Raw genomic sequence first — 24263 nt, 5'->3', positions numbered from 1 at the left:
CCTGCTGCGGCACAGCGAGTAGATCGCGCCTCCGCGGTGGGTGCGGCGAGGCGACGATCGTGCCGCGTCGCTCGCGAAGATTTTGGCGCTCAGGATCGTCGGCGACCCATCCGGGAAGCAACTGTTAACCACTCGCTCCCTATTGCTCGGCAGACATTTCAAAGTGAGTCTTGAGAATGGAAGCCAAGCGTTTTTCCCGGGTCAATTTGTCGACGGCCGCATCGCCTGATGATCCCGAGGGGAAGCGCTTGGAGAGCATCGGCGACAGGGGCGGCCAGCGAGGTTCTTCCGCGGCAGGCGACCTTGATCGCCCGGCTCGCAAGGAGCCGGCCGGCCGGCAGTCCGCCACACGCCAGGCCGGCTATTCCGCGCCGGTGGTCGACCTCGGCGGCAACAAGCGGCCCTATATGGAGCCGAGGGGTAGCTCGGACGATACGCCTTCCGAAACCGGCGATATCGAGAGCCCCGCCTGGCAGGAATATTTCTTCCTTGCACCCAACGTGCGTTTTACACGCACGCCGGACTATGAGGCCAGGAAGCATCGTCCGCAGCACGAGCGTGTTGTCGAACACGCCGCGACGCGCCCGGCAGAGCAAGCCGTTGCGCAATCCATGATCGGCGGGGCGTCCTCCGCGCCTTCGCTGCTGGCATTGCCGGCTTCGGTGAAAAGCCCTGCTTCCCCGCCGCTGGCCGGCCGCGCCACACAAGGGCCACTGCCGCCGGCTGCTGCTTTTGTCCCTACGGCGCGCGCCAGGGAGAAGGTGCCAGCGGTTGCGCCGGTGCCGCCGAGGACGATCGCAACGGGACGGGCATCCGCGCGCGCGTCCGTTGCTCCGGGCGCCCCGATCAAAACCGAAAGGCTGCGCTGGCCGTATCTTTCGGATCATGCCTTCTTCGAGGCCATGGCACCCTATCTGGTCGACGTTTCGTCGCCGGCCCGGCAGACCGGTCCAGCGTCGCCTGCGCCGCTGGCCGTGGCGCCAGTCACCACTATGCCGATCGACATCCGCCCAGGGACCGATGCCACCGCGTTGTTTCGCGTCATCGACTGCCTTCCGGGCCAGGCCTTGAAGCCGTTGCCGGATGTTTGGCCGGCCAATTCGAACCAGGCCGTCGCCCAACCTGACGTGCCGGCGAGCAATGCGCCGTCGCCGGTCCAGCCTGTCGCAATCCCAGCCGCCAAAAGCGACGCCGTTTCCGCTTCGGCCGCGCCAAGTATGAAGGTCTCTGCACGGGCCGTTGCCGCCCGCTCCGCGCGCTTGCCTGGGGCTGGAAAGGTCGTGCTGTCGACCGCGGGCGATCCCTATGAGCTTCCCTCGGAAGAGCTCTTGCAGCAGCCGCCGGAGGGACAAGGCTTCTACATGTCGCAGGAGCGGCTCGAGCAGAACGCGGATCTCCTGGAAAGCGTGCTCGAAGACTTCGGCGTGCGCGGCGAGATCATTCATGTTCGTCCCGGCCCTGTCGTCACGCTCTATGAGTTCGAACCGGCGCCGGGCGTCAAATCCTCCCGCGTCATCGGGCTTGCCGACGATATCGCCCGCTCCATGTCGGCGATTTCGGCGCGCGTCGCCGTCGTGCCCGGCCGCAACGTCATCGGCATCGAGCTCCCGAACGAGACGCGCGAAACCGTCTATTTCCGTGAGCTGATCGAATCGGAGGGCTTCCGCAAGACCAGCTGCAAGCTGGCGCTTTGTCTCGGCAAGACGATTGGCGGTGAGCCCGTCATCGCCGAGCTGGCGAAGATGCCGCATTTGCTCGTGGCCGGAACCACCGGCTCCGGCAAGTCGGTCGCCATCAACACCATGATCCTGTCGTTGCTCTACCGGCTGAAGCCGGAGGAATGCCGGCTGATCATGGTCGATCCCAAGATGCTCGAACTCTCCGTCTATGACGGCATCCCGCACCTTCTGACGCCCGTCGTCACGGATCCCAAGAAAGCCGTCACCGCGCTCAAATGGGCGGTGCGCGAAATGGAGGACCGGTATCGCAAGATGGCGCGGCTCGGTGTGCGCAACATCGACGGCTACAACGAGCGTGCCGCTCAAGCCCGCGACAAGGGCGAAACCGTCGTCATGACCGTGCAGACCGGCTTCGAAAAGGGCACCGGCGAACCGCTTTTCGAACAGCAGGAAATCGACCTCGCGCCGATGCCCTACATCGTCGTCATCGTCGATGAGATGGCTGACCTGATGATGGTTGCCGGCAAGGAGATCGAAGGCGCCATCCAGCGTCTGGCGCAGATGGCGCGCGCTGCCGGCATTCACCTGATCATGGCAACGCAGCGCCCCTCCGTCGATGTCATCACGGGCACGATCAAGGCCAATTTCCCGACCCGGATTTCCTTCCAGGTGACATCCAAGATCGACAGCCGCACCATCCTGGGCGAGCAGGGCGCCGAACAGCTGCTTGGCCAGGGCGACATGCTGCACATGATGGGCGGCGGGCGCATTTCGCGCGTGCACGGGCCGTTTGTTTCCGACGCGGAGGTCGAGCATGTGGTCGCGCATCTCAAGGCGCAGGGCCGCCCTGAATATCTGGAAACCGTAACGGCCGACGAGGATGAGGACGAAATCGAAGAAGATCAGGGCGCGGTCTTCGACAAGGGATCCGTTGCAGCCGAAGACAGCGACGCCATCTACGACGAGGCGGTCAAGGTGGTGGTGCGCGACAAGAAGTGTTCGACGTCCTACATCCAGCGCCGCCTCGGCATCGGCTACAACCGCGCCGCATCCCTGGTCGAGCGCATGGAAAAGGAAGGCTTGGTCGGCACACCCAACCATGTCGGCAAACGCGAAATCATCATGGGCCGGCGCCAGCCGGCGAGCGCGCCTGAGGATGACGGCGCGGATTGAGCGGACCTAGCCGTCATGGGATCCTGCTTCAGGGGCGGGTCAAGCTTGTTAATTCCACCACCTATCCCAGCCTAGACCTGAAGCATCTCCACTAGTCTAGCGTGTGTGTCCCCGGTTAGCGACCGCCTTTCCAATGCTGACGGCCACATAGGATAACCAGCCAATGACATGCCCGAAGAAATAGATGCACAGTCCCAAATATGTAAGAAATGCAATCACAAATAGCTTCTCACCTAACGCAATATTCGTCACGAAGCCTTGAGGCAACAGGGCGAGTATCCAACCGAAGTGAAGGCCCCAGCTACACCCCCATTGACCACACGTCCGGTTGGCACTCAGCACCGTTGCGCCAAGCCACACGACCGCAATCACTATGAAACTCACCCACGAATAACGTTTGTCCCGAATGAGGCCATAGATTGAAAATGCCTTCGCGAAAGCGAGTCCTATTGATGCAAGAACAGAAAAAGCGATTGAGATTAGAAGGCTCATGTTCGACCCAAGTAGCTAAACATCGAATCTACAGCCAGCGCCTTTATAAAGGCTTCGACCAAATCATCGATTTTTAAGTGCGTCGAAGAGCATCTCTCTAGCGAGATGCCACAGGGTATGCTTCAGCAGTGCGTCGAGCTGGGGAACTCGATCAAATATCCTGATTTGAACTTGTCGCTCTTGATTTCAGCTGCGGTGCAATAAAGCCAACAGAGCCAGTGCAAAGCCCGCGAAAACGGAGACCTCTCCAATTCGAAGCGCATGAAAAAAGGCCGGTTGCCCGGCCTTTTTCTCGTATCGGATATCGGATCGCTCAGCCGATCTTCTGGCCGGTCTTGGCCCAGTCGGCGAGGAACTGTTCCAGGCCCTTGTCGGTCAGCGGGTGCTTGACCAGCGCCTTCAGGGTCGCCGGCGGCGCGGTCACGACATCGGCGCCGATGAGGGCCGCCTGCTTGACGTGGTTCACGGTGCGCACCGAAGCGACGAGGATCTCGGTCTGGAAATCGTAATTGTCGTAGATCTGCCTGATCTCCTGGATCAGCTCCATGCCGTCGATGCCGATGTCGTCGATGCGGCCGACGAAGGGCGAGATGAACGAGGCGCCGGCCTTGGCCGCCAGAAGCGCCTGGTTGGCCGAAAAGCACAGGGTGACGTTGACCAGGCGGTTCATCTCGGTGCGGATCGTCTTGCAGGCCTTGAGGCCGTCCAGCGTCAGCGGCACCTTGATGCAGACATTGTCGGCGATCTTGGCCAGAACCTTGGCCTGCTGCATCATCTCGGAATATTCGGTGGCGGTGACTTCAGCCGAGACCGGACCCTTGACGATGTCGCAGATCTCTTTGGTGACATCGGCGATCTTGCCGCCGGATTTGAGGATCAGCGACGGATTGGTGGTGACGCCGTCGAGCAGCCCCAGATCGTTCAGCTCACGGATATCCTTGACGTCGGCGGTGTCGACAAAAAATTTCATGGCGGGTCTCCTGAAGATTTTCATGTGCATGCCATGCACATTCGGGGTCGGCCTTTGATCTAGACCAAAGTCAGGGCAAGGTCACGCCTCATGATCGAAGATTCGCCCTTTGTCGCAGCCGCACCGGTGCTGGTGCCGATGCCCGCCGAACGCCCCTACACCTATGCCGTGCCGGCCGGCATGCGCGTGGTGCCGGGCTCGATCGTGCGCGTGCCGCTCGGGCCGCGCCAGGTCGCCGGCATCGTCTGGGATGGCGCCGTCGAGAAAGTCGACGCGAAAAAGCTGCGCTCCATCGAACAGGTCTTCGACTGCCCGCCGATCGACCGCGCGATGCGCCGTTTCGTCGACTGGGTGGCGCAATACACGTTGTCGCCTCCAGGCATGGTTGCGCGCATGCTGCTCAGGGCACCGGAGGCTTTCGACCCCGAACCGTGGATCGAGGGGCTGCAGCGCACGCTTCTCGCACCCGACAGGATGACGGGCGCCAGGCAGCGCGTGCTGGAGACGGCCGAAGGCGGGCTCGCCTGGACGCGCTCCGGCCTCGCCCACGCCGCCGGCGTGTCGTCGACGGTGATCGACGGCCTGCGGGCGCAAGGCGTGTTCGAGACGGTGATGATCCCGCCGCGCCCGGTGGTGGCCGTGCCCGATCCCGGCTACGCCATTCCGGAACTGATGCCGGACCAGAGCGCCGCGGCGCAGATGCTGCGCGCCAATGTCGCAGCCGGCGTGTTCAACGTCGCGCTGCTCGACGGCGTCACCGGATCCGGTAAGACCGAGGTCTATTTCGAGGCGGTGGCGGCTGCGCTCGACCAGGGCAGGCAGGTGCTGATCCTGCTGCCGGAAATCGCGCTGACGCACGCTTTTCTCGAGCGCTTCCAGCAGCGCTTCGGCGCCAAGCCGGGCGAATGGCATTCCGACCTGCCGCCGCGGATGCGCGAAAAAGTCTGGCGGCAAGTGGCGGAGGGCGGCGTGCGTGTCGTCGCCGGCGCGCGCTCGGCGCTGTTCCTGCCGTTCAAGGAGCTCGGCCTGATCGTCGTCGACGAGGAGCACGACCCCGCCTACAAGCAGGAAGACCGGGTCTTCTACAATGCGCGCGACATGGCGGTGGTGCGCGGCCATATCGGCAGCTTCCCGGTCGTGCTGGCGTCGGCGACGCCGTCGGTCGAAAGCCGGGTCAATGCCAGCCAGGGCCGCTACAACAGGGCGGTGCTCTCCGCCCGCTTCGCAGAGGCGGCGCTGCCTCACCTGAAGACCATCGACATGCGGCGCGCGCCGCCGGCGCGCGGCGGCTTCCTGTCGCCGGTGCTGCTCGACCAGATGCGCCAGACGCTGGAGAGGAAGGAGCAATCGCTGCTGTTCCTCAACCGGCGTGGCTATGCGCCGCTGACGTTGTGCCGGGTCTGCGGCCACCGCTTCGGCTGCCCTGTCTGCTCGGCCTGGCTGGTCGAGCACCGGTTTCGCGGCCAACTGGTCTGCCATCATTGCGGGCACAATGAGCGCCGCCCCGAGGCCTGCCCGGAATGCGGCACGCTGGATCATCTGGTCGCCTGCGGACCGGGCGTCGAGCGGATCGCCGAAGAGGTCGTTACGCATTTTCCCGACGCGCGCACCATCGTTTTGTCGTCGGACCTGATGGGCGGCGTGCGGCGGCTGCGGCTGGAGCTGGAGGCGATCGCCGATGGCCAGGCCGACATCGTCATCGGCACGCAGCTCGTCGCCAAGGGCCACAATTTTCCCAACATGACTTTGGTCGGCGTCGTCGATGCCGATCTCGGACTTGCCAATGGCGATCCGCGCGCCGCGGAGCGGACGTTCCAGCTGCTCAGCCAGGTCACCGGCCGCGCCGGCCGCACCGGCAAGAAGAGCCTTGGCCTGCTGCAGACTTTTCAGCCCGAGCATCCGGTGATGCGGGCAATCGTCTCCGGCGACGCCGAGGCTTTTTACGAGCGCGAGATTGCCGAGCGCGAACGGGCTGCCCTGCCGCCTTTCGGCCGGCTCGCCGGCGTCATCGTCAGCGCGGTGACACGAGCAGAAGCCGAGGGCCATGCACGCGGCCTGCGCCGCGCCGCGCCCGAGGCGACCGATCTGTTCGTGCTGGGGCCGGCGGAGGCGCCGCTGTCCCTGCTCGGCGGCCGCCACCGCTTCCGCCTGCTGATCCAGGGCGAACGGCGCGCCGACATGCAAGGTTTTATTCGCGCGATGCTTGCCAACGGGCCGAAGCAGCGCGGCTCGGTCAGGGTGCAGGTGGATATCGATCCGCAGAGCTTTTTGTAAGGTCGCGCTTTCAGCGATAGGTTGCCCGCAAGCCAGCGAGATGTGGAAACTCATATGAAAACCCTTGGCCTTCTCGGCGGCATGAGCTGGGAATCGACCGCCATCTACTATCGCCTGCTCAACGAGATTGTGCGCGAGCGGCTGGGCGGCTTGCATTCTGCCAAACTCCTGCTGTGGTCTTTCGATTTTGCAGAGATCGCCGAGCGGCAGCATCATGGTGACTGGGATGGCGCCGGTGTGCTTCTAGTCGAAGCCGCACGCAAGCTCGAGGCCGGGGGCGCGGAGGGTCTGCTTTTGTGTACCAACACCATGCACAAACTGGCCGACCAAGTGCAGGCGTCGGTGTCGATCCCGCTGATCCACATCGCCGATGCCACCGCGGTGGCGGTCAAGCGCGCTGGCATGCAGCGCCCGGCGCTGCTGGCGACGCGCTTCACCATGGAGCAGGATTTCTACAAGGGCCGGCTCGCCGACAGATTTGGCTTGAACCCTGTCGTGCCCGATGGCGCCGGGCGCGACATGGTCCATCGCGTCATCTACGACGAGTTGTGCCAGGGCATCGTCAAGGAGACTTCAAAGGCGGCCTATATCGCCGAGACCGAGCGCCTGCGCCGCGAAGAGGCGGCCGACAGCGTCATCATGGGCTGCACCGAGATCACCATGCTTATCGGCCAGCAGGATTTCGACATCCCGGTTTTCGACACGACGCGCATCCATGCCGAGGCGGCCGTGGCATTCGCGCTCGGTTGATGCGCGCCGCCTAAAGTGCGTGGCCCATCTGGCGCGGGGGCTTTCCTCCGTTAGAATGCCCGGAATTTCAAAACAGGCATTTCGAGGGGACAAGATGGATTTTGCGCTTCCATGGCCGACGAGCCAGGGCGAATGGCTGGCCTGGTCGAGCGCCGTCGTCACCGTGCTGCTCGGTCTTTTGTTTTTTCTGGCACCTGGCCTCGCCTTCCGTGCCCTGCGCCTGCAGGTCAAGCCAGAGAAGGCTGCGGCGATCGCCGAGGGGCGCGGCAGGATGTCGGGCTTCTATCTCGGCGTCGGCCTGTGCTGTATCCTGCTGGCGCAGCCGCTGATCTACATGGCGCTCGGCTTTTCCTGGCTGTTCACCGCCTTCGGCCGGCTGCTGTCGATGATGTCTGATGGCGCCAACACGCCTTTCAATTGGGTTTCCATTGTGCTGGAATTGGTCCTGGCGGCGTTGCCGCTCGCCTTTGCCTTCGGCTTTCTGCCTTGAATCGTTGGGTATTCCGCGATGGAAGACGGGTGACTTTTGCCGGATGCGACAATAGTGCCTGAAAACCATGCGGAACGACGCATTGCGGTCTTAAAATGCCTGTGCTAGACGGCAATCGACTTTCGGCCGGGGATAGCGGAAGCCGCGTCTCCGTGCTTGAAAAAATGCAGTAAGGTCAAAGATTTAGCCAGAGTTTTTGCTCGCGCCAACAATCTACGGCCTGTCAGACAAGAGAAAAGACGGTCCGTGGCTCAATCGTCATCGCCAATCTCGGGTGTCGCAGAACGCTATGCGGGTTCGCTGTTCGAACTCGCCCTGCAGGCAAATTCCGTGGCCAAGGTCGAAGCCGACCTCAACAGCTTCGAAGCCATGCTCGCGGGCAGCGCTGATCTCACCCGGCTGATCAACAGCCCGGTGTTCTCCAGCGAGGACCAGGCGAAGGCCATCGCGGCAATCGCCGACAAGGCCGGGATTGCCGGCCTCACTGGTAATTTCCTGCGCGTCGTCGCCCGTAACCGCCGGCTGTTCGCCATTCCCGGCATGATCAGGGCGTTCCGCCAGATATCAGCCGAACATCGTGGCGAGACCGCTGCTGAAGTCACGTCGGCTCACGAGCTGACGGCTGCCCAGCAGACCGAACTCAAGGCGGCGCTGAAGAGCGTTGCCGGCAAGGACGTGGCTATCTCCGTCACCGTCGATCCGTCGCTGCTCGGCGGGCTGGTGGTCAAGATGGGCTCGCGCCAGATCGATACGTCGCTCAAAACCAAACTCAATTCGCTCAAGCTTGCACTGAAAGAGGTCGGCTGATGGACATCCGCGCCGCGGAAATTTCCGCAATTCTGAAAGACCAGATCAAGAATTTCGGCAAGGAGGCCGAGGTCTCCGAAGTCGGACAGGTGCTGTCCGTCGGTGACGGTATCGCCCGTGTCTATGGCCTCGACAATGTCCAGGCCGGCGAGATGGTCGAATTCCCCGGCGGCATCCGCGGCATGGCGCTCAACCTCGAAGCCGACAATGTCGGCGTCGTCATCTTCGGCGCCGACCGCGACATCAAGGAAGGCGACATCGTCAAGCGCACCGGCGCCATCGTCGACGTCCCCGTCGGCCCCGGCCTGCTCGGCCGCGTCGTCGATGCGCTCGGCAATCCGATCGACGGCAAGGGTCCGATCAAGGCAGTCGAGCGCAAGCGCGTCGACGTCAAGGCGCCCGGCATCATTCCGCGCAAGTCGGTGAACGAGCCGATGTCGACCGGCCTCAAGGCCATCGATGCGCTGATCCCGGTCGGCCGCGGCCAGCGCGAGCTGGTCATCGGCGATCGCCAGACCGGCAAGACCGCCATCATCCTCGACACGATGCTCAACCAGAAGTCGGTGCACGACAACGGCCCCGAGAAGGAAAAGCTCTACTGCGTCTACGTCGCCGTCGGCCAGAAGCGCTCGACCGTCGCGCAGTTCGTCAAGGTGCTGGAAGAGCGCGGCGCGCTCGAATACTCGATCATCGTCGCCGCCACCGCTTCCGATCCGGCGCCGATGCAGTTCCTGGCGCCGTTCGCCGGCGCCACCATGGGCGAATATTTCCGCGACAATGGCATGCACGCGCTGATCAGCTATGACGATCTGTCGAAGCAGGCCGTCGCCTACCGCCAGATGTCGCTGCTGCTGCGCCGCCCTCCGGGCCGCGAAGCCTATCCGGGCGACGTCTTCTATCTGCACTCGCGCCTACTCGAGCGCGCCGCCAAGCTCAACGACGATCTGGGCGGTGGGTCGCTGACCGCCCTGCCGATCATCGAGACGCAGGCCAACGACGTGTCGGCCTACATCCCGACCAACGTGATCTCGATCACCGATGGCCAGATCTTCCTTGAAACCAACCTGTTCTTCCAGGGCATTCGTCCTGCGGTGAACGTCGGTCTGTCGGTCAGCCGCGTCGGCTCGGCCGCGCAGATCAAGGCGATGAAGCAGGTTGCCGGCTCGATCAAGGGCGAGCTCGCGCAGTACCGCGAAATGGCTGCCTTCGCGCAGTTCGGCTCGGATCTCGATGCCGCCACGCAGCGCCTGCTCAACCGCGGATCGCGCCTCACCGAACTCCTGAAGCAGCCACAGTTCTCGCCGCTGAAGACGGAAGAGCAGGTCGCGGTGATCTTCGCCGGCGTCAACGGATATCTCGACAAGCTGCCGGTCAACCAGGTCGGCAAGTTCGAGCATGGCCTGCTCAGCCACATGCGTTCGGCAGGCAAGGACGTCCTCGATGCCATCCGCAAGGAAAAGGCGCTGTCGGACGATCTGCGCGCCAAGCTGAAGGCCGAGATCGATGCTTTCGCCAAGACCTTCGCCTGAGCGAATTGCCAGTCGGGATGAGACAAGACGGGATCAGGTTTGAAGCATGCCTTCATTAAAAGACCTTCGTAACCGTATCGCCTCGGTCAAGGCGACGCAGAAGATCACCAAGGCGATGCAGATGGTCGCCGCGGCGAAGCTGCGCCGTGCGCAAGAGGCTGCGGAAGCGGCGCGCCCCTATTCGGAGCGCATGGGTTCCGTGCTGGCCAACATCACCCAGGCCATCGGCGGCGGCGGCGATGCCCCGGCGCTGATGACCGGCACCGGCAAGGATGACGTGCATCTGCTCGTCGTCTGCACCGCCGAGCGCGGCCTGTGCGGCGGCTTCAATTCGCAGATCGCCCGCCTTGCCCGCGACCATATCCGCAAGCTTTTGGCGGAGGGCAAGCAGGTCAAGATCATCTGCGTCGGCAAGAAGGGTTTCGACATCCTGCGCCGCGACTATGCATCGATGATCATCGACCGAGTCGACCTGCGCGAGGTCAAGACACTCGGCTTCGTCAATGCCGATGCCATCGCCAAGAAGGTCATCCACCTCTTCAACGAAGGCGGCTTCGACATCTGCACGCTGTTCTATTCGCAGTTCAAGTCGGTGATCAGCCAGATCCCGACCGCGCAGCAGATCATTCCGGCCGGCGTTGCTTCGGCTCCGGCCGAGGCGATCGATGGCGGCAACGCCGTCTACGAATATGAGCCGGAGCCGGGCGAAATCCTCTCCGACCTCATTCCGCGCAACATCTCCGTGCAGGTTTTCCGGGCGCTGCTCGAAAATGTGGCCGGCGAAATGGGCGCCAAGATGAGCGCCATGGACAATGCGACGCGCAACGCCGGCGACATGATCAACAAGCTGTCGATCACCTACAATCGCCAGCGGCAGGCGCAGATCACCAAGGAACTGATCGAAATCATTTCGGGCGCCGAGGCGCTCTAGGCGCGGTCCGCGGGTCATCGACCCGCGACCGGACCGCGTGAGAAACAAAGGACGAAAAAGGGTAAAGACGATGGCGAAAGCAGCGACCCCCCAGAAGGCAGCCCCCAAGGCCGCAGCCGCGAAAACCGCAGCCCCCGCGAAGGCGGCGGCAAAGGCTCCAGCAGCCGCCGCGAAGGCTGCCCCGGCCAAGGCGGCAGCACCGGCGAAGGCCGCCGCTGCCAAGACATCGGCAGTGGCCACCAAGGCAACGGGCGTTGCCGGCAAGGTCCGCCAGGTCATCGGCGCCGTTGTCGACGTGCAGTTCGGCGATCACCTGCCGGCGATCCTGAACGCGCTCGAGACGACCAATGTCGGCAACCGCCTGGTGCTCGAAGTTGCCCAGCATCTGGGTGAAAACACCGTGCGCTGCATCGCCATGGACTCGACCGAAGGTCTGGTTCGCGGCCAGGAAGTGCGTGACACCGGCGCGCCGATCACCGTGCCGGTCGGCCCGGGCATGCTCGGCCGCATCATCAATGTCATCGGCGAGCCGGTCGACGAAGAAGGCCCGGTCGACGCGACCGAAATGCGCTCCATCCACCAGCCGGCTCCGACCTATGTCGAGCAGTCGACGGAAGCGCAGATCCTGATCACCGGCATCAAGGTGCTCGACCTGCTGGCTCCCTACGCCAAGGGCGGCAAGATCGGCCTGTTCGGCGGCGCCGGCGTCGGCAAGACCGTGCTGATCCAGGAACTGATCAACAACATCGCCAAGGCGCATGGCGGCTATTCGGTGTTCGCCGGCGTCGGCGAGCGCACCCGCGAAGGCAACGATCTGTATCACGAGTTCATCGAATCCGGCGTCAACAAGAAGGGCGGCGGCGAAGGCTCCAAGGCCGCACTCGTCTATGGCCAGATGAACGAGCCGCCGGGCGCGCGCGCGCGCGTCGGCCTGACCGGCCTGACGGTTGCGGAATATTTCCGCGACCAGGGCCAGGACGTGCTGTTCTTCGTCGACAACATCTTCCGCTTCACGCAGGCTGGTTCAGAAGTGTCGGCTCTGCTCGGCCGTATCCCGTCGGCCGTGGGCTATCAGCCGACGCTCGCCACCGACATGGGCGCGCTGCAGGAACGCATCACCACCACCACCAAAGGTTCGATCACCTCGGTGCAGGCCATCTACGTGCCGGCCGACGACTTGACCGATCCGGCGCCTGCGACTTCGTTCGCCCACCTTGACGCGACGACGACGCTGAACCGCGCCATCGCCGAAAAGGGCATCTATCCGGCCGTCGATCCGCTGGATTCGACCTCGCGCATGCTCGACCCGCTGGTCGTCGGCGACGAGCACTATGGCGTCGCTCGCCAGGTGCAGTCGATCCTCCAGCGCTACAAGTCGCTGCAGGACATCATCGCCATCCTGGGCATGGACGAATTGTCGGAAGAGGACAAGCAGACCGTGGCCCGCGCCCGCAAGATCGAGCGCTTCCTGTCGCAGCCGTTCTTCGTCGCCGAAGTGTTCACCGGCGCGCCGGGCAAGCTGGTCGACCTCGCCGACACCATCAAGGGCTTCAAGGGCCTTTGCAACGGCGACTACGATCACCTTCCGGAAGCTGCCTTCTACATGGTTGGCGGCATCGAGGAAGCGGTCGAGAAGGCACAGCGCCTCGCGGCTGAAGCGGCGTAATCAAGCGAATAGTGAATAGGGAGTAGCGAATAGGGAATATGGGCCGGCGAATTCTTCTTCAGACTATTCGCTATTCACTATTCGCTATTCGCTAATTTGATCATGGCTGAAGCTTTCAAGTTCGAACTGGTCTCGCCGGAGCGCCTGCTTGTTTCCGAGCAGGTCGAATCGGTCGTCATTCCGGGCGCCGAAGGCGAGATGACCGTGATGGCGCATCACGCCCCGGTCATGACCACGATCAAGCCGGGCGTCGTCACGGTGAAGACCGCGGCGGGTGGCGAAGAGCGCTATGTGGTGTTCGGCGGCTTTGCCGACATCGTTCCGTCCGGCTGCACGCTACTGGCGGAATCGGCCGTGGCCGTGAAGGATGTCGACCGCGCCGATCTCGCGCGCCGCATCCAGGAAGCCAAGGAAGACGCCACTGATGCCAAGGACGACGAGGCCCGCAGCAAGGCGGAACAGTTCCTTAGCCAGCTCACGACGCTGGAAGGCGCCATCCTGCCGGCTTGAGGCCGGAGCGCAGACTCTGTAATTCATGCCCTCACATTGGTAGAGCGCAGGACGGGCGTTCTGTCGCGATCCGTCGCGCCCCCCTCTGTCTTGCCGGACATCTCCCCCACGAGGGGGAGATTGGCAGCTCGGATGTCGGCGCTCGTCCTGCAACGTTAGAGATTTTGCGAAAGCCGTGGTGACGGCCGATCTCCCCCCTTGTGGGGGAGATGTCCGGCAGGACAGAGGGGGGCGCTGTCCCGCCGGCGTATAACCGTCAGCTCATAGCTCAGGATTGCTCGCTCTGTATGCCGAGCGCTGCGAAGGCCAGAACCGGACCATCGCGCCGCAGGTGGACGAGATGGACAGCCACGAGTTCGATCAACGTCTGGCGCTCGGCGTGATCCCCAGCGAAGCCGGCGAGGTCGAACACCGCGGTTACGGTTTCGTTGGCCGGCAGCTGCTCACTCAAAAGTGCCGTCAACGCCGCGTCGAGCGGGTCGGTGAAATGCCCCGCCGGCAAGGTTTTTCCTCGCGCGGCGCAAGCGGCGATCCAGGCAGCCACCACCAGGGTTAGATGGACCAGTTCAGTACCGGCTTCGAGGCATTCGATGGCGGACGCGATGATACGCTGCGGCAATTTCTGGCTGCCGTCATTGGCGATCTGCGCCGTGCGATGGGCAAGTGCAGTGTTGGAAAACCGCTCCGCGAGTTCCGCGGTATAGGCGCTGGTGTCCAGTCCGGCATCCTCGGGCAGGGTGGGGATGGCTTCGGCCCACAAGGCATCGACGAATTGCCGGATCGCCGGGTCGGCGAAGGCGCGGTCGACGGTGGCATGACCGCTGAGCAGGCCTAGATAGGCGATGGCCGAATGCGAGCCGTTGAGCAGCCTGAGCTTCATGTCCTCGAACGGGCCGACGTCGCGAACCATGGTGACGCCGAATTGTTCCCACGCGGGCCGGCCAGTCGGGAACTTATCCTCGACCACCCATTGGCAGAACGGCTCGGTCATCACGGGCCAGGCGTCCTCGACGCCGAGTTCTTCAGCGATCCGCGCCCGATCGGCATCGGTGGTTGCCGGCACGATGCGGTCGACCATGCTTGAAGGAAAGGCGACCTGATGGGCGATGTGGCCGGCGATTCCGGCGTCGCTCTTCACGCCAGGCCGGGCATCGCGCAATGCGGCGAATTCGGTCAGCAGCCGATGCAGCGTGGCGCCGTTGGCCGGCAGGTTGTCGCAGCACAGCACCGTAAAGGGTGGCGTGCCGGCGGCGCGTCGCCGGGCAAGCGCCTCGGTCAGGAAACCATGCGCCGTCTTGGGCATCTGCGGATTGGCCAGATCATGGCCGATATCGGGATGGCCGGCGTCCAGTCCGCCGCCCGCCGCCCTCAGATAGGCCTTTTCGGTGATCGTCAGCGTGACGATGCGGGTTCGCGGATCGGTCAGCGTGGCCAGCACCGCGCCGGGATCCTCCGGCGCCACCAGCATCGCACCGATCGAACCGATGACCTGAAGTTTTTCGGTTCCACTGCTTCTGATCGCCAGCGTGTAGAGCCCGCCCTGCGGCGTGAGAGCGTCGCGCGTGTCAGTGCTGCGCAGCGAAACGCCTGTTATGCCCCAATCCGCCTCGCCTGCCGCCAGGCAATCGTCGACATAGGCTGCCTGATGGGCGCGATGGAAGGCGCCGACGCCGAGATGCACGATGCCCGGGACGACGCGGCTGCGGTCATATGAAGGCGTCGCGATCGAAGCCGGCAGTGTGCGCACCGTCTTCGAGGAAAGGCGTTCGGTCGTCGTGGTGCGACTGGTCTGGTCGGATGACATGAGTGGCCTCGGCAGGGATCGGCAAAGCGGCGTACCATTCGATTTCCCACCGCACAATGGGCCGAAAAGTCATCATACAACAATCTAATTTTTGTATGTTGACATAATTTCTTGCCGCCCCTACCGATAGCAGCCCTGGGAGGATTGCCGTGGCACTGACCGATGCGGATCTGCTGTTTCCCGCCGATGCGCATTCGCGCTCGGTTGCCCGCGATCTCTATGGCGGGATCAAGGACCTGCCCCTGGTCAGCCCGCATGGCCACACCGATCCACGTTGGTATGCGCTGAACGAGCCTTTCCCGGATCCGGCGCAACTGCTCATCGTCCCGGATCATTACATCTTCCGCATGCTGTTCAGCCAAGGCGTTCGCCTTGAGGATCTCGGCGTGGCGACGCTCGACGGCGCACCTGTCGAAACCGACGGCCGGACGATCTGGCGGCGCTTTGCCGAGCACTATTACCTGTTTCGGGGCACACCGACCCGGCTGTGGTTCGATCATGTGCTTGCCGATCTGTTCGGCATCGACGAACCGCTGACCGCCGCGACCGCCGACCGCCACTACGACACCATCGCAACGCTGCTGCAGTGGGAGAATTTCCGCCCGCGCGCCCTGTTCGAGCGCTTCAACATCGAGGTCATCGCGACCACGGAAGGCGCACTCGACGATCTCCAATGGCACCAGATGATCCGCGACAGCGGCTGGCAGGGCCGTGTTATCACCGCCTATCGGCCGGATGCGGTCGTCGATCCTGATTTCGAAGGGTTTTCAACCAATCTCGACCGGCTCGGCGAGATCACCGGCTGCGACACCGGCAGCTGGGCCGGCTATCTCGACGCGCATCGCCAGCGGCGCGCCTTCTTCAAAAGCTTCGGCGCGACTTCGTCGGATCATGGCCATCCGACGGCCGAGACCGCCAATCTTTCGGATGCGGCGGCGCAAGAACTGTTCAATCGGGTTCGCCGTGGTTCCGACGATGAGCGTGAGCGAAAACTGTTCCGCGCCCAGATGCTGACCGAGATGGCCAAGATGAGCCTCGACGACGGGCTGGTGCTGCAGATCCATCCCGGCTCCTGGCGCAATCATTCGCCGGCGATCTTCCAGAAATTCGGTCGCGACAAGGGTTTCGATATCCCGACCCGGACCGACTATGTGACGGCGCTGAAGCCGCTGCTCGACTGCGTCGGCCTGGAACGCGACCTCACCGTCATCCTCTTCACGCTCGACGAAACCAGCTATGCGCGCGAGCTGGCGCCGCTCGCCGGCGTCTATCCGGCGCTGAAGCTCGGGCCGGCCTGGTGGTTCCACGACAGCCCGGAAGGCATGCGGCGCTTCCGCGAGATGACCACCGAGACGGCCGGCTTCTACAACACCGTCGGTTTCAACGACGACACCCGCGCCTTTCCATCGATCCCGGCGCGTCACGATGTGGCGCGGCGGGTCGACTGCGCGTTCCTGGCGCGTCTCGTCGCCGAGCATAGGCTACGCGAGGACGAGGCGCATGAGCTGGCGCGGGAGCTTGCCTACACGCTTGCGAAGAAGGCGTACCGGCTCTGAACCGGGCGCCATGATTTTAAAGGGAGGAAGTCATGTTGCATCTTTCGAAATTGACGGCAGCCACATTCGCCTTCGGCTCACTGCTGATCGGCATTGCCAACGCCGAAACCGTCCTGCGCTCGGCCGACACGCATCCGGACGGCTACCCGACCGTCGACGCGGTCAAATATATGGGCGAGCTGATCAAGGAGCGGACCAAGGGTGCCTACTCGGTCGAGGTTTATCACTCGGCGCAGCTCGGCGAGGAAAAGGACACGATCGAGCAGACCCAGGCGGGCGTGCTCGACCTCAACCGCGTCTCGATGGGTCCTTTCAACGGCATCGTGCCGGAGACGGCGGTGCCGTCGCTGCCCTACATGTTCCGCTCGGTCGAGCATATGCGCCATGTCATGGACGGGCCGATCGGCGAGCAGATACTCAAAGCCTTCGAGGTGCATAATCTGGTTGGCCTTGCCTTCTACGATTCCGGCGCCCGCTCCTTCTACAACACCAAGAAGGACATCGCCTCGATCTCCGACCTGAAAGGCATGAAGTTCCGCGTCATCCAGTCCGACGTGTTCGTCGACATGGTCAATGCGCTGGGCGCCAACGCCACGCCGATGGCCTATGGCGAAGTTTATTCGGCTTTGCAGACAGGCGTCATCGACGGAGCCGAAAACAACTGGCCGAGCTTCGAATCCGCCAAGCATTTCGAGGTCGCCAAGCATTACACGCTCGACCAGCATCAGATCGTGCCAGAGGTTCTGGTGATGTCGAAGGCGAGCTGGGACAAGCTCACACCGGAAGATCAGGCGATCGTCCGGCAAGCGGCCAAGGACAGCGTCGTCAAGATGCGCGAATTGTGGGACGCCCAGGAGAAGAAATCCCGCGACATCGTCGAGAAGGCCGGAGTCAAGGTCAGCGAGATCGACAAGCAGCCGCTGATCGATGCCATGAAGCCGGTCTACGACAAGTACCTGTCGACGCCCGAACTCAAGGACCTCGCAGCACGCATTCAGGCCACCAAGTAATTCGATTGCGGCAATGGTAGCGCGCTCTTGCGCGCCACCATTCAGGGGAGGCGCGCATATGAAACCATTCTGGCTGGCGATAGAACGCCTGCTGTCGCGGCTGGCGCGGCTTGCGCTGTGGGTCAGCGGTATCGGGCTGACGCTGATGACGGTGATCATCTTCTGGCAGGTGTTCTCACGCTATGTGCTCAACAGTTCGCCAAGCTGGACGGAACCCTTCTCCGTGCTTTTGATGGGATGGTTCATCTTTTTGGGTGCGGCGGTCGGTGTCCGCGAACGCACGCATCTGGGCTTCGATGTGCTGCTCTATTTCCTGCCGCCCGCCGCAAAGGCGGTACTGCGCAGCATTTCGGATGTCGTCGTGCTCGCCTTCGGTCTCGGCATGATCGTCTACGGCGCCCAGCTCACCCGGCTGACCTGGAACACGGTGATGCCGTCTCTCGCTTTCCCGGGCGGCGTCAGTTTCCTGCCGGTCATCCTGGGCGGCGCGCTTGTCTGCCTGTTTTCGCTAGAACGGCTTGCCGGGCGGTTTGCCGGACTGCCAGTCGATGCCGATCAATACGCCACGGGCGAGGAGGGTCTGTGATGGCACTGACGGTTCTGTTCGGCACCTTCGTCTTTCTTCTCATCATCGGAACACCGATCGCATTCTGCCTCGGCGTCGCCAGCTTCGCGACGGTTCTGGTGCTGGGCCTGCCGCCGCTGGTGGTGTTCCAGCGCCTCAACTCCGGCGTCAGCGTGTTTTCGCTGATGGCCATCCCGTTCTTCATCTTCGCCGGTGACCTGATGGTGCGCGGTGGCATTGCCGCCCGCCTTGTGGCGCTCGCAGGGGCGTTGGTCGGCCACCTGCGAGGCGGGCTCGGCCAGGTCAACATCGCCGCTTCGACCATGTTCGGTGGTATTTCCGGCTCGGCGGTGGCCGATGCCTCGGCGGTCGGCGGGCTGATGATCCCGCAGATGAAGGCGCGCGGCTACGGCGTCGACTATGCTGTCAACATCACGTCGGTCGGCGCCATCATCGCGCTGCTGATACCGCCTTCGCACAACATGATCATCTATTCGATTTCGGCTGGCGGCCGGATCTCGATCGCCGATCTGTTCACCGCCGGTATCATACCCGGCCTGCTGCTTGCGTTATCTCTGATGGTCACGGCCTTTTGGGTCGCCAGCCGCCGCGGCTATCCGACCGAGCCGTTCGCCGGCTTCGGCAGGGCGCTGCAATTGCTCGTTGCCGCAATTCCCGGGCTGATCCTGATCGGCATCATCTTCGGTGGCGTTCGATCCGGCGTCTTCACCGCCACCGAAAGCTCCTGCATCGCCATCGTCTACGCCTTCCTGGTGACGCTGATCATCTACCGTTCAATGAGCTGGAACGACTTCGTCACCGCCACCACCGCTGCCGTGCGCACCACGGCGATGGTGCTGATGATCATCGGCTGCGCCGCCGCCTTTGGCTGGCTGCTCGCCTATCTCAGGGTGCCGGCCGCGCTGGTCGCCTTCCTGCAGTCCGTATCCGACAACAAGCTGGTCATCCTGCTGTTAATCAACGTCGTGCTGCTCATCCTCGGCACGTTCATGGACATGTCGCCGCTGATCATCATCACCACGCCGATCTTCCTGCCAGTGGTCATGGCCTATGGCGTCGATCCGGTGCATTTCGGCGTGATCCTCATTCTCAATCTCGGCATTGGCCTGTGCACACCGCCGGTGGGGGCAGTGCTGTTCGTCAGCTGCGCCATCGGCCGTATCCCGATCTGGACGGCGATGCGTTCGATCTGGCCATTCTATGGCGCGGCTTTCGTCGTGCTGATGCTAGTCACCTACATACCGGAAATTTCATTGTGGCTGCCGCGCCTGTTCCACTAGCGGTTCACGAAAACGGTGAACTGCTCTAACCCTTTGTTTTGACGCAATTCCGAACGGAAAGCCGTTTCATACTTTTCCTGGAATTGCTTTAGGAGACCATCACGTGTCCGCTGCATCCGCCGACCTCAGGGTCGAGAGAAAACCCAAACTGTCGGAAATCGTGGTCGCAACGATCCGCAAGCAGTTGCAGGCGGGTGAGATCCTGCCTGGCCATAAATTGCCGACCGAAGGCCAGCTGACCGAAACCTTCGGCGTCAGCCGCACCGTCATCCGCGAGGCGCTGGCCAAGCTTGCCGCCGACGGGCTGGTCGAGCCGCGCCAAGGTGCCGGTGTCTTCGTCACCGAGCACATCTCGACGATGTTCGGCGCGCTGGCCGCCGATATGGGAGCCAAGGATTCGATCGCGCTCAACGTGCTCGAGGTGCGCCTCGCGATCGAGATCGAATCGGCCGGGATCGCCGCCATCCGTCGCAACGCCGCGCAGGAGGCAGCGATCCAGGAAGCCTTCTTCGAATTCGAGCGGCTGCTGCTTGCCAGCGAGCCGACCGGCCCGGCCGACCTCGCCTTCCATCGCGCCATCGCCAGCGCCACCAGCAACCCGTTCTATGTCGAGATGCTCGACGTGCTCGGCCGGCGCGCCATTCCGTGCGACGTGACCTCGCCCTGGTCGACCGAATTGGTGCAATCCGACAGCTACCAGCGCGGGCTGCAGCGCGAGCATCTGGTGATCCTCAACGCCATTACATCAGGCGATGCCGAGGCCGCGCGCGAGGCGATGCGCGCGCATCTCACCGCCAGCCAGCTGCGTTACCGCGAACGCCTGCATGCGCGTCAGGCTTTCTATGCCAGTTCGGTCAAGGCCACTGCCGGCGAATGACCCGTTTCAAGTCAGGACGACAATGAACCAGAGCCATATCGACTATACATCGCGCTTTGCCATCGACCCGGCCGCCGCCGCAGCGATGGGAACCGATGAGCTGCGCCACAATTTCCACATTGACGGCCTGTTCCAGCCCGGCCGCATCAGCCTGACCTACACACATTACGACCGCATGATCGTCGGCGGCGCCATGCCGACCGGCGCACCGCTTCAACTGGAAGCGATCAAGCCGACCGGCACCAAGAACTTTCTCGATCGGCGCGAACTGATCGCCGTCAATATCGGTGGCGCAGGTGTCATCAAGGCCGGCGGCCAGTCCTTCGAATTGCAGGCGCGCGACATGCTCTATCTCGGCATGGGCACCACCGACGTGTCCTTCGCCTCGGTGGACAAGACCGCGCCGGCTAAATTCTATCTGCTCAGCGCGCCTGCGCATCAGGCTCATCCAAGTCGGCTGATCCGCCTCAGTGACGCCAAACGCCTCGATCTCGGTAGCAAGGATGCCTGCAACGAACGTTCGATCTTCCAGTTCATCCATGCCGATGGCGTGAAGACGTGCCAGTTGGTGGTCGGCATGACCCAGCTGGCACCCGGCTCCATCTGGAACACCATGCCTTGCCATGTGCATGACCGGCGCATGGAGGCCTATCTCTATTTCGACCTGGCCGAGACGGCGCGCGTCTTCCACTTCATGGGAGAGCCGGACGAAACGCGCCATATCGTGATGGGCAACGAGGAAGCGGTGCTGTCGCCGGGCTGGTCGATCCACTCCGGCGCCGGCACGTCGAACTACGCTTTCATCTGGGCGATGGCCGGCGACAATGTCGACTATACCGATGTCGACCCGGTGGCGTTGGGCGATCTGCGGTGAGCGACCCCTTCAGCCTTGCCGGAAAACGTATCCTGGTCACGGGCGCCAACACGGGCATCGGCCAGGGCATCGCCGTATCGATCGCACGCGCCGGGGGTGCGGTGGTCGGCGTCGGCCGCTCGTCGATGCACGACACGGCAGAAAAGGTTGCCGCGGTCGGCGGGCAGTTCGAGGCGGTGGGCGCCGACCTTGCCGACACGGCGGCCGCCGGTCCGCTGCTCGACCGCCTCTGGAACGAAAGCGGCGCGCTCGACGGGCTGGTCAACAATGCCGGCATCATCCGCCGCGCCGATGCCGTCGATCTCAGTGAGGCCGATTGGGACGACGTCATGGATGTCAATCTGAAGACGGTTTTTTTGCTCTGCCAAAGCTTTGCCAGGCGTGTCTTGGCCGCTGAACGGAAAGGCAAGATCGTCAACATTGCCTCGGTGCTGAGTTTCCAAGGTGGCATCCGCGTCGCGTCCTACACCGCCTCGAAGCACGGTGTGCTCGGCATCACCCGGCTGCTCGCCTGCGAATGGGCGGCAAAGGGCATCAACGTCAACGCCATCGCGCCGGGCTATATCGAAACCAACAACACGCAGCCGTTGCGCGCCGATCCCGACCGCAGCGCCGCCATTCTGGCGCGTATCCCGGCCGGCCGCTGGGGCGAGGCGGGCGACATTGGCGACGCCGCCGTCTTCCTGCTGGCGCCGGCGTCCAACTATATGCATGGCGCGGTGGTGCCGGTGGATGGCGGCTGGCTGGCGCGCTAGCGTGGTTCGTCGTTTCGCGGAAACGCTGAACCGCGCTATCTCATTGTTTTAACGCAATTCCGGACGGAAAACCGTTTCACACTTTTCCTGGAATTACTCTGAGGAGACAACGATGACGAAGCCGAAGATTTTCGCGCATGCCGGCGAAGGCGCCTGGACGGCGACGCCGGACGGCAACAGGCGGCGCGTTCTCCTGCACACCAACGAGTTGATGCTGGTCGAATTCGGCTTCGACAAGGGTGGCATCGGCGCCCTGCATTCGCACCCGCATGTCCAGGCAAGCTACGTCGCCGAAGGCCGCTTCGAGGTGACCATCGACGGCCGGAGCGAGATCCTCGCGGCTGGCGGGAGTTTCATCGTGCCGTCGGGCCTGGTGCACGGTGTCAAGGCGCTCGAAGCGGGGCGGCTGGTCGACAGCTTTACGCCGCACCGGGCCGATTTCCTCGCCTAGCGAGGGTAAGAGATCGAGCAGGGAATGACCCGCACCCTAGAAGAGGCGCGGGTCTGTTGCCTGGGCGCTTGTGGCGCCGCGGTACTCAAGACATCACCGCAGGATGAGGACCCTGCCGCACCGTGGTGAAGATAGTCTTAATGCGTCGGGGCTACGTGGCACAACGAACCGGAGGCTTGCTCGCTCGGTCAGGTGATGTGACGCAGGAGGCTGAAAAGCCGTTCGAACGTTTTGCCGTAGGGCGGGCGCAGCAGGCTTCCCGCGCTCAGCCGCGACTGCATGAAAACCGGTTTCTCCTTGCTGAAGGTCCGAAATCCCCATTCGCCGTGGTAGGCGCCCATGCCGCTGGCGCCGACGCCGCCGAAGGGCTGGTTTTCCTGGACCAGATGCAGCATGCAGTCGTTGATGGTGACGCCGCCGGCAATTGTCTCGTGCAGGATGCGTTGACGGTTGCCGCTGTCGCGGCCGAACCAGTAGAGCGCCAGCGGGCGGTCCGCCCCGTTCACATGGGCGATCGCCTCGTCGATCCCGGTGTATTCTACGATGGGCAGCACCGGCCCAAAGATCTCTTCGCGCATCAGCCGCAGGTGCGCCCCGGCATTGCGGACCAGGGTCGGTAGCAACTTCCGGCCCGTGGCGGCAAGTTGCTCGCCGGCCGGGTTGATTTCCGTGACATCGGCGCCGGCGTCACGCGCTTCAGTGATCATGTCGCGCAGGCGCTGGTGGTGCCGCTCGCTGATGATGGCGGTATAATCGGGGTTGTCGCGCAGGGTCGGGTAGAGCTTCGCGATCGCCGTTACGAGCTTGGCAGCGACCGTGTCTGCCTGTCCCTTCGGCACCAGCAGATAATCCGGCGCGATACAGGTCTGCCCGGCATTCAACAGCTTGCCGTAGGCAATGCTGGATACCGCCGCGTCGAGGTCGCAGGACGGATCGAAGATTGCCGGCGACTTGCCGCCGAGTTCGAGCGTGACCGGGGTCAGGTTGGCTGCCGCGGCGATCGCGACCTGGCGTCCGACCGCGGTCGAGCCGGTGAACAGCAAATGATCGAAAGGCATCGACACGAAGGCCTTTCCCATCTCCGCGTCGCCGCTGATGACGCTGAGCTCATCGGGTGCGAAATGCTCGGCAACCAGTTTGGCCAGCAGCACTGAGAATGCCGGCGTCAATTCGGAAGGTTTGATGAGCACGCGGTTGCCGGCCGCGAGTGCCGCGGTGACCGGCGCGACGGCGAGCTGGAAAGGATAATTCCAGGGCGACACGATGCCGACGACGCCGAGCGGCTGCGGGACGAGGCGATTTCTGCCGGGCAGGAACGGCATGGTGGTGGCGACGCGACGCTCGCGCATCCAGCCCCTGAGATGCGACAGCGCGTGGCGGATGCCGGCACGTACGACGAACAGTTCCGCAAGCCGCGTCTCATGCGCGGAACGGCCGCCAAAGTCGGTGTCGATGGCCGCACAGATATCGGCCTCGTGCCGCTCGGTCAGCGCGAGCAGGCGTGTGAGGCGATCCTTGCGGACGCCAAAGTTGGGGAAAGGCTGCGCCTCGAAGGCGGCGCGCTGCAGGTGAAACCGCTCGCCGAGAACATCCTGTCTGGTCTGCAGCATTGCGCCCTCCCTGACTTGCCGGGCCGAGCTTACATCGTGATGCGTGGCGGAATCCAGCGGGGGTGCAGGTGTCCTAGGGGAAGCCGTTTTCGGATGTGCACGGCATCCGGCGGGGCGCGCCGATGGCCGCATCGACGAAGGTTCCTGCAAAGGGGCGTTGTGGTTGGATGACGGCTGCGCTACTCCAAA

Annotated in this window: 20 protein-coding genes; 17 read left to right on the top strand and 3 right to left on the bottom strand. The window is 63.5% G+C overall.

What is annotated here, in order from left to right; genetic code table 11:
* Window positions 1-176: 176 nt before the first annotated feature.
* Window positions 177-2852 (top strand): DNA translocase FtsK, encoded by a 2676-nt coding sequence (locus tag MESCI2_RS0114890; RefSeq protein WP_027037281.1) that lies wholly within the window; start codon window positions 177-179, stop codon window positions 2850-2852.
* Between the two features lie 805 nt (window positions 2853-3657).
* Here the strand turns inward: MESCI2_RS0114890 and fsa are convergent.
* Window positions 3658-4314, bottom strand: coding sequence for a fructose-6-phosphate aldolase (fsa, locus tag MESCI2_RS0114875; protein ID WP_027037279.1), 657 nt, complete (start codon window positions 4312-4314; stop codon window positions 3658-3660).
* 90 nt (window positions 4315-4404) lie between these two features.
* Here fsa and MESCI2_RS0114870 point away from each other — a divergent pair, with 90 nt between their 5' ends.
* From MESCI2_RS0114870 to MESCI2_RS0114835, 8 genes are all read left to right on the top strand, one after another.
* The gene (locus MESCI2_RS0114870) at window positions 4405-6588 is read left to right on the top strand and encodes a primosomal protein N' (protein WP_027037278.1); all 2184 of its coding nucleotides are present in this window, start codon (window positions 4405-4407) and stop codon (window positions 6586-6588) included.
* 54 nt (window positions 6589-6642) lie between these two features.
* Complete coding sequence (locus tag MESCI2_RS0114865; RefSeq protein WP_027037277.1) at window positions 6643-7338, top strand: aspartate/glutamate racemase family protein; 696 nt, start codon at window positions 6643-6645, stop codon at window positions 7336-7338.
* 94 nt (window positions 7339-7432) lie between these two features.
* On the top strand, window positions 7433-7828 hold the full coding sequence (locus MESCI2_RS0114860; RefSeq protein ID WP_027037276.1) for a DUF4345 family protein: 396 nt from the start codon (window positions 7433-7435) through the stop codon (window positions 7826-7828).
* Window positions 7829-8074: 246 nt separating this feature from the next.
* Entirely contained in the window at window positions 8075-8635 is a 561-nt protein-coding gene (locus MESCI2_RS0114855; RefSeq protein WP_023762496.1) for a F0F1 ATP synthase subunit delta, read from the top strand.
* A complete protein-coding gene (atpA, locus tag MESCI2_RS0114850) occupies window positions 8635-10164 on the top strand; it encodes a F0F1 ATP synthase subunit alpha (protein WP_023811756.1) in 1530 nt (509 codons plus the stop codon). Before MESCI2_RS0114855 ends, atpA begins: the two co-directional genes overlap by 1 nt.
* Window positions 10165-10210: 46 nt before the next feature.
* Window positions 10211-11095 (top strand): F0F1 ATP synthase subunit gamma, encoded by an 885-nt coding sequence (locus MESCI2_RS0114845; RefSeq protein WP_027037275.1) that lies wholly within the window; start codon window positions 10211-10213, stop codon window positions 11093-11095.
* Window positions 11096-11165: 70 nt separating this feature from the next.
* Window positions 11166-12761, top strand: a complete 1596-nt coding sequence (gene atpD, locus MESCI2_RS0114840; protein WP_027037274.1) for a F0F1 ATP synthase subunit beta — start codon at window positions 11166-11168, stop codon at window positions 12759-12761.
* A gap of 102 nt (window positions 12762-12863) precedes the next feature.
* Entirely contained in the window at window positions 12864-13271 is a 408-nt protein-coding gene (locus MESCI2_RS0114835; protein ID WP_027037273.1) for a F0F1 ATP synthase subunit epsilon, read from the top strand.
* Between the two features lie 268 nt (window positions 13272-13539).
* On the opposite strand, the gene MESCI2_RS0114830 is transcribed toward MESCI2_RS0114835, so the two are convergent.
* Entirely contained in the window at window positions 13540-15075 is a 1536-nt protein-coding gene (locus MESCI2_RS0114830; RefSeq protein ID WP_027037272.1) for a mannitol dehydrogenase family protein, read from the bottom strand.
* A gap of 149 nt (window positions 15076-15224) precedes the next feature.
* On the opposite strand from MESCI2_RS0114830, the gene uxaC reads away from it, so the two are divergent.
* From uxaC to MESCI2_RS0114790, 8 genes are all read left to right on the top strand, one after another.
* Entirely contained in the window at window positions 15225-16631 is a 1407-nt protein-coding gene (gene uxaC, locus MESCI2_RS0114825; protein ID WP_027037271.1) for a glucuronate isomerase, read from the top strand.
* Window positions 16632-16663: 32 nt separating this feature from the next.
* A complete protein-coding gene (locus MESCI2_RS0114820; RefSeq protein WP_027037270.1) occupies window positions 16664-17641 on the top strand; it encodes a TRAP transporter substrate-binding protein in 978 nt (325 codons plus the stop codon).
* 58 nt (window positions 17642-17699) lie between these two features.
* Window positions 17700-18227 (top strand): TRAP transporter small permease, encoded by a 528-nt coding sequence (locus MESCI2_RS0114815; RefSeq protein ID WP_027037269.1) that lies wholly within the window; start codon window positions 17700-17702, stop codon window positions 18225-18227.
* Entirely contained in the window at window positions 18227-19507 is a 1281-nt protein-coding gene (locus MESCI2_RS0114810; protein ID WP_027037268.1) for a TRAP transporter large permease, read from the top strand. The genes MESCI2_RS0114815 and MESCI2_RS0114810 overlap by 1 nt, the downstream gene beginning before the upstream one ends.
* A 103-nt stretch (window positions 19508-19610) precedes the next feature.
* On the top strand, window positions 19611-20384 hold the full coding sequence (locus tag MESCI2_RS0114805) for a FadR/GntR family transcriptional regulator (RefSeq protein WP_027037267.1): 774 nt from the start codon (window positions 19611-19613) through the stop codon (window positions 20382-20384).
* Window positions 20385-20406: 22 nt separating this feature from the next.
* Window positions 20407-21258 carry a 5-dehydro-4-deoxy-D-glucuronate isomerase gene (kduI, locus tag MESCI2_RS0114800; RefSeq protein WP_027037266.1) on the top strand — a complete coding sequence of 284 codons (852 nt, stop codon included), beginning with the start codon at window positions 20407-20409 and terminating at the stop codon, window positions 21256-21258.
* On the top strand, window positions 21255-22013 hold the full coding sequence (gene kduD, locus MESCI2_RS0114795) for a 2-dehydro-3-deoxy-D-gluconate 5-dehydrogenase KduD (RefSeq protein ID WP_027037265.1): 759 nt from the start codon (window positions 21255-21257) through the stop codon (window positions 22011-22013). The genes kduI and kduD overlap by 4 nt, the downstream gene beginning before the upstream one ends.
* 112 nt (window positions 22014-22125) lie before the next feature.
* Window positions 22126-22464, top strand: a complete 339-nt coding sequence (locus tag MESCI2_RS0114790; RefSeq protein WP_027037264.1) for a cupin domain-containing protein — start codon at window positions 22126-22128, stop codon at window positions 22462-22464.
* 188 nt (window positions 22465-22652) lie between these two features.
* Here the strand turns inward: MESCI2_RS0114790 and MESCI2_RS0114785 are convergent, their stop codons facing one another.
* The gene (locus tag MESCI2_RS0114785; RefSeq protein ID WP_027037263.1) at window positions 22653-24074 is read right to left on the bottom strand and encodes a coniferyl aldehyde dehydrogenase; all 1422 of its coding nucleotides are present in this window, start codon (window positions 24072-24074) and stop codon (window positions 22653-22655) included.
* Window positions 24075-24263: the final 189 nt, after the last annotated feature.

This window comes from Mesorhizobium ciceri WSM4083 (assembly GCF_000519305.1).
Classification (GTDB): Bacteria; Pseudomonadota; Alphaproteobacteria; order Rhizobiales; family Rhizobiaceae; genus Mesorhizobium; species Mesorhizobium ciceri_B.
The sequence above is the reverse complement of the archived record's forward strand: the minus strand, read 5'-3'. Positions and strand labels throughout refer to the sequence as shown.

What these genes read in the sequence shown, in the direction of transcription:
- MESCI2_RS0114810 (WP_027037268.1), top strand. Translation starts at nt 18,227, where the DNA reads ATGGCACTGACGGTTCTGTTCGGCACCTTCGTCTTTCTTCTCATCATC.
- MESCI2_RS0114865 (WP_027037277.1), top strand. Translation starts at nt 6,643, where the DNA reads ATGAAAACCCTTGGCCTTCTCGGCGGCATGAGCTGGGAATCGACCGCC.
- atpA (WP_023811756.1), top strand. Translation starts at nt 8,635, where the DNA reads ATGGACATCCGCGCCGCGGAAATTTCCGCAATTCTGAAAGACCAGATC.
- MESCI2_RS0114790 (WP_027037264.1), top strand. Translation starts at nt 22,126, where the DNA reads ATGACGAAGCCGAAGATTTTCGCGCATGCCGGCGAAGGCGCCTGGACG.
- MESCI2_RS0114860 (WP_027037276.1), top strand. Translation starts at nt 7,433, where the DNA reads ATGGATTTTGCGCTTCCATGGCCGACGAGCCAGGGCGAATGGCTGGCC.
- MESCI2_RS0114835 (WP_027037273.1), top strand. Translation starts at nt 12,864, where the DNA reads ATGGCTGAAGCTTTCAAGTTCGAACTGGTCTCGCCGGAGCGCCTGCTT.
- MESCI2_RS0114815 (WP_027037269.1), top strand. Translation starts at nt 17,700, where the DNA reads ATGAAACCATTCTGGCTGGCGATAGAACGCCTGCTGTCGCGGCTGGCG.
- kduI (WP_027037266.1), top strand. Translation starts at nt 20,407, where the DNA reads ATGAACCAGAGCCATATCGACTATACATCGCGCTTTGCCATCGACCCG.
- atpD (WP_027037274.1), top strand. Translation starts at nt 11,166, where the DNA reads ATGGCGAAAGCAGCGACCCCCCAGAAGGCAGCCCCCAAGGCCGCAGCC.
- MESCI2_RS0114890 (WP_027037281.1), top strand. Translation starts at nt 177, where the DNA reads ATGGAAGCCAAGCGTTTTTCCCGGGTCAATTTGTCGACGGCCGCATCG.
- MESCI2_RS0114845 (WP_027037275.1), top strand. Translation starts at nt 10,211, where the DNA reads ATGCCTTCATTAAAAGACCTTCGTAACCGTATCGCCTCGGTCAAGGCG.
- MESCI2_RS0114870 (WP_027037278.1), top strand. Translation starts at nt 4,405, where the DNA reads ATGATCGAAGATTCGCCCTTTGTCGCAGCCGCACCGGTGCTGGTGCCG.
- fsa (WP_027037279.1), bottom strand. Translation starts at nt 4,314, where the DNA reads ATGAAATTTTTTGTCGACACCGCCGACGTCAAGGATATCCGTGAGCTG.
- MESCI2_RS0114830 (WP_027037272.1), bottom strand. Translation starts at nt 15,075, where the DNA reads ATGTCATCCGACCAGACCAGTCGCACCACGACGACCGAACGCCTTTCC.
- MESCI2_RS0114785 (WP_027037263.1), bottom strand. Translation starts at nt 24,074, where the DNA reads ATGCTGCAGACCAGACAGGATGTTCTCGGCGAGCGGTTTCACCTGCAG.
- MESCI2_RS0114820 (WP_027037270.1), top strand. Translation starts at nt 16,664, where the DNA reads ATGTTGCATCTTTCGAAATTGACGGCAGCCACATTCGCCTTCGGCTCA.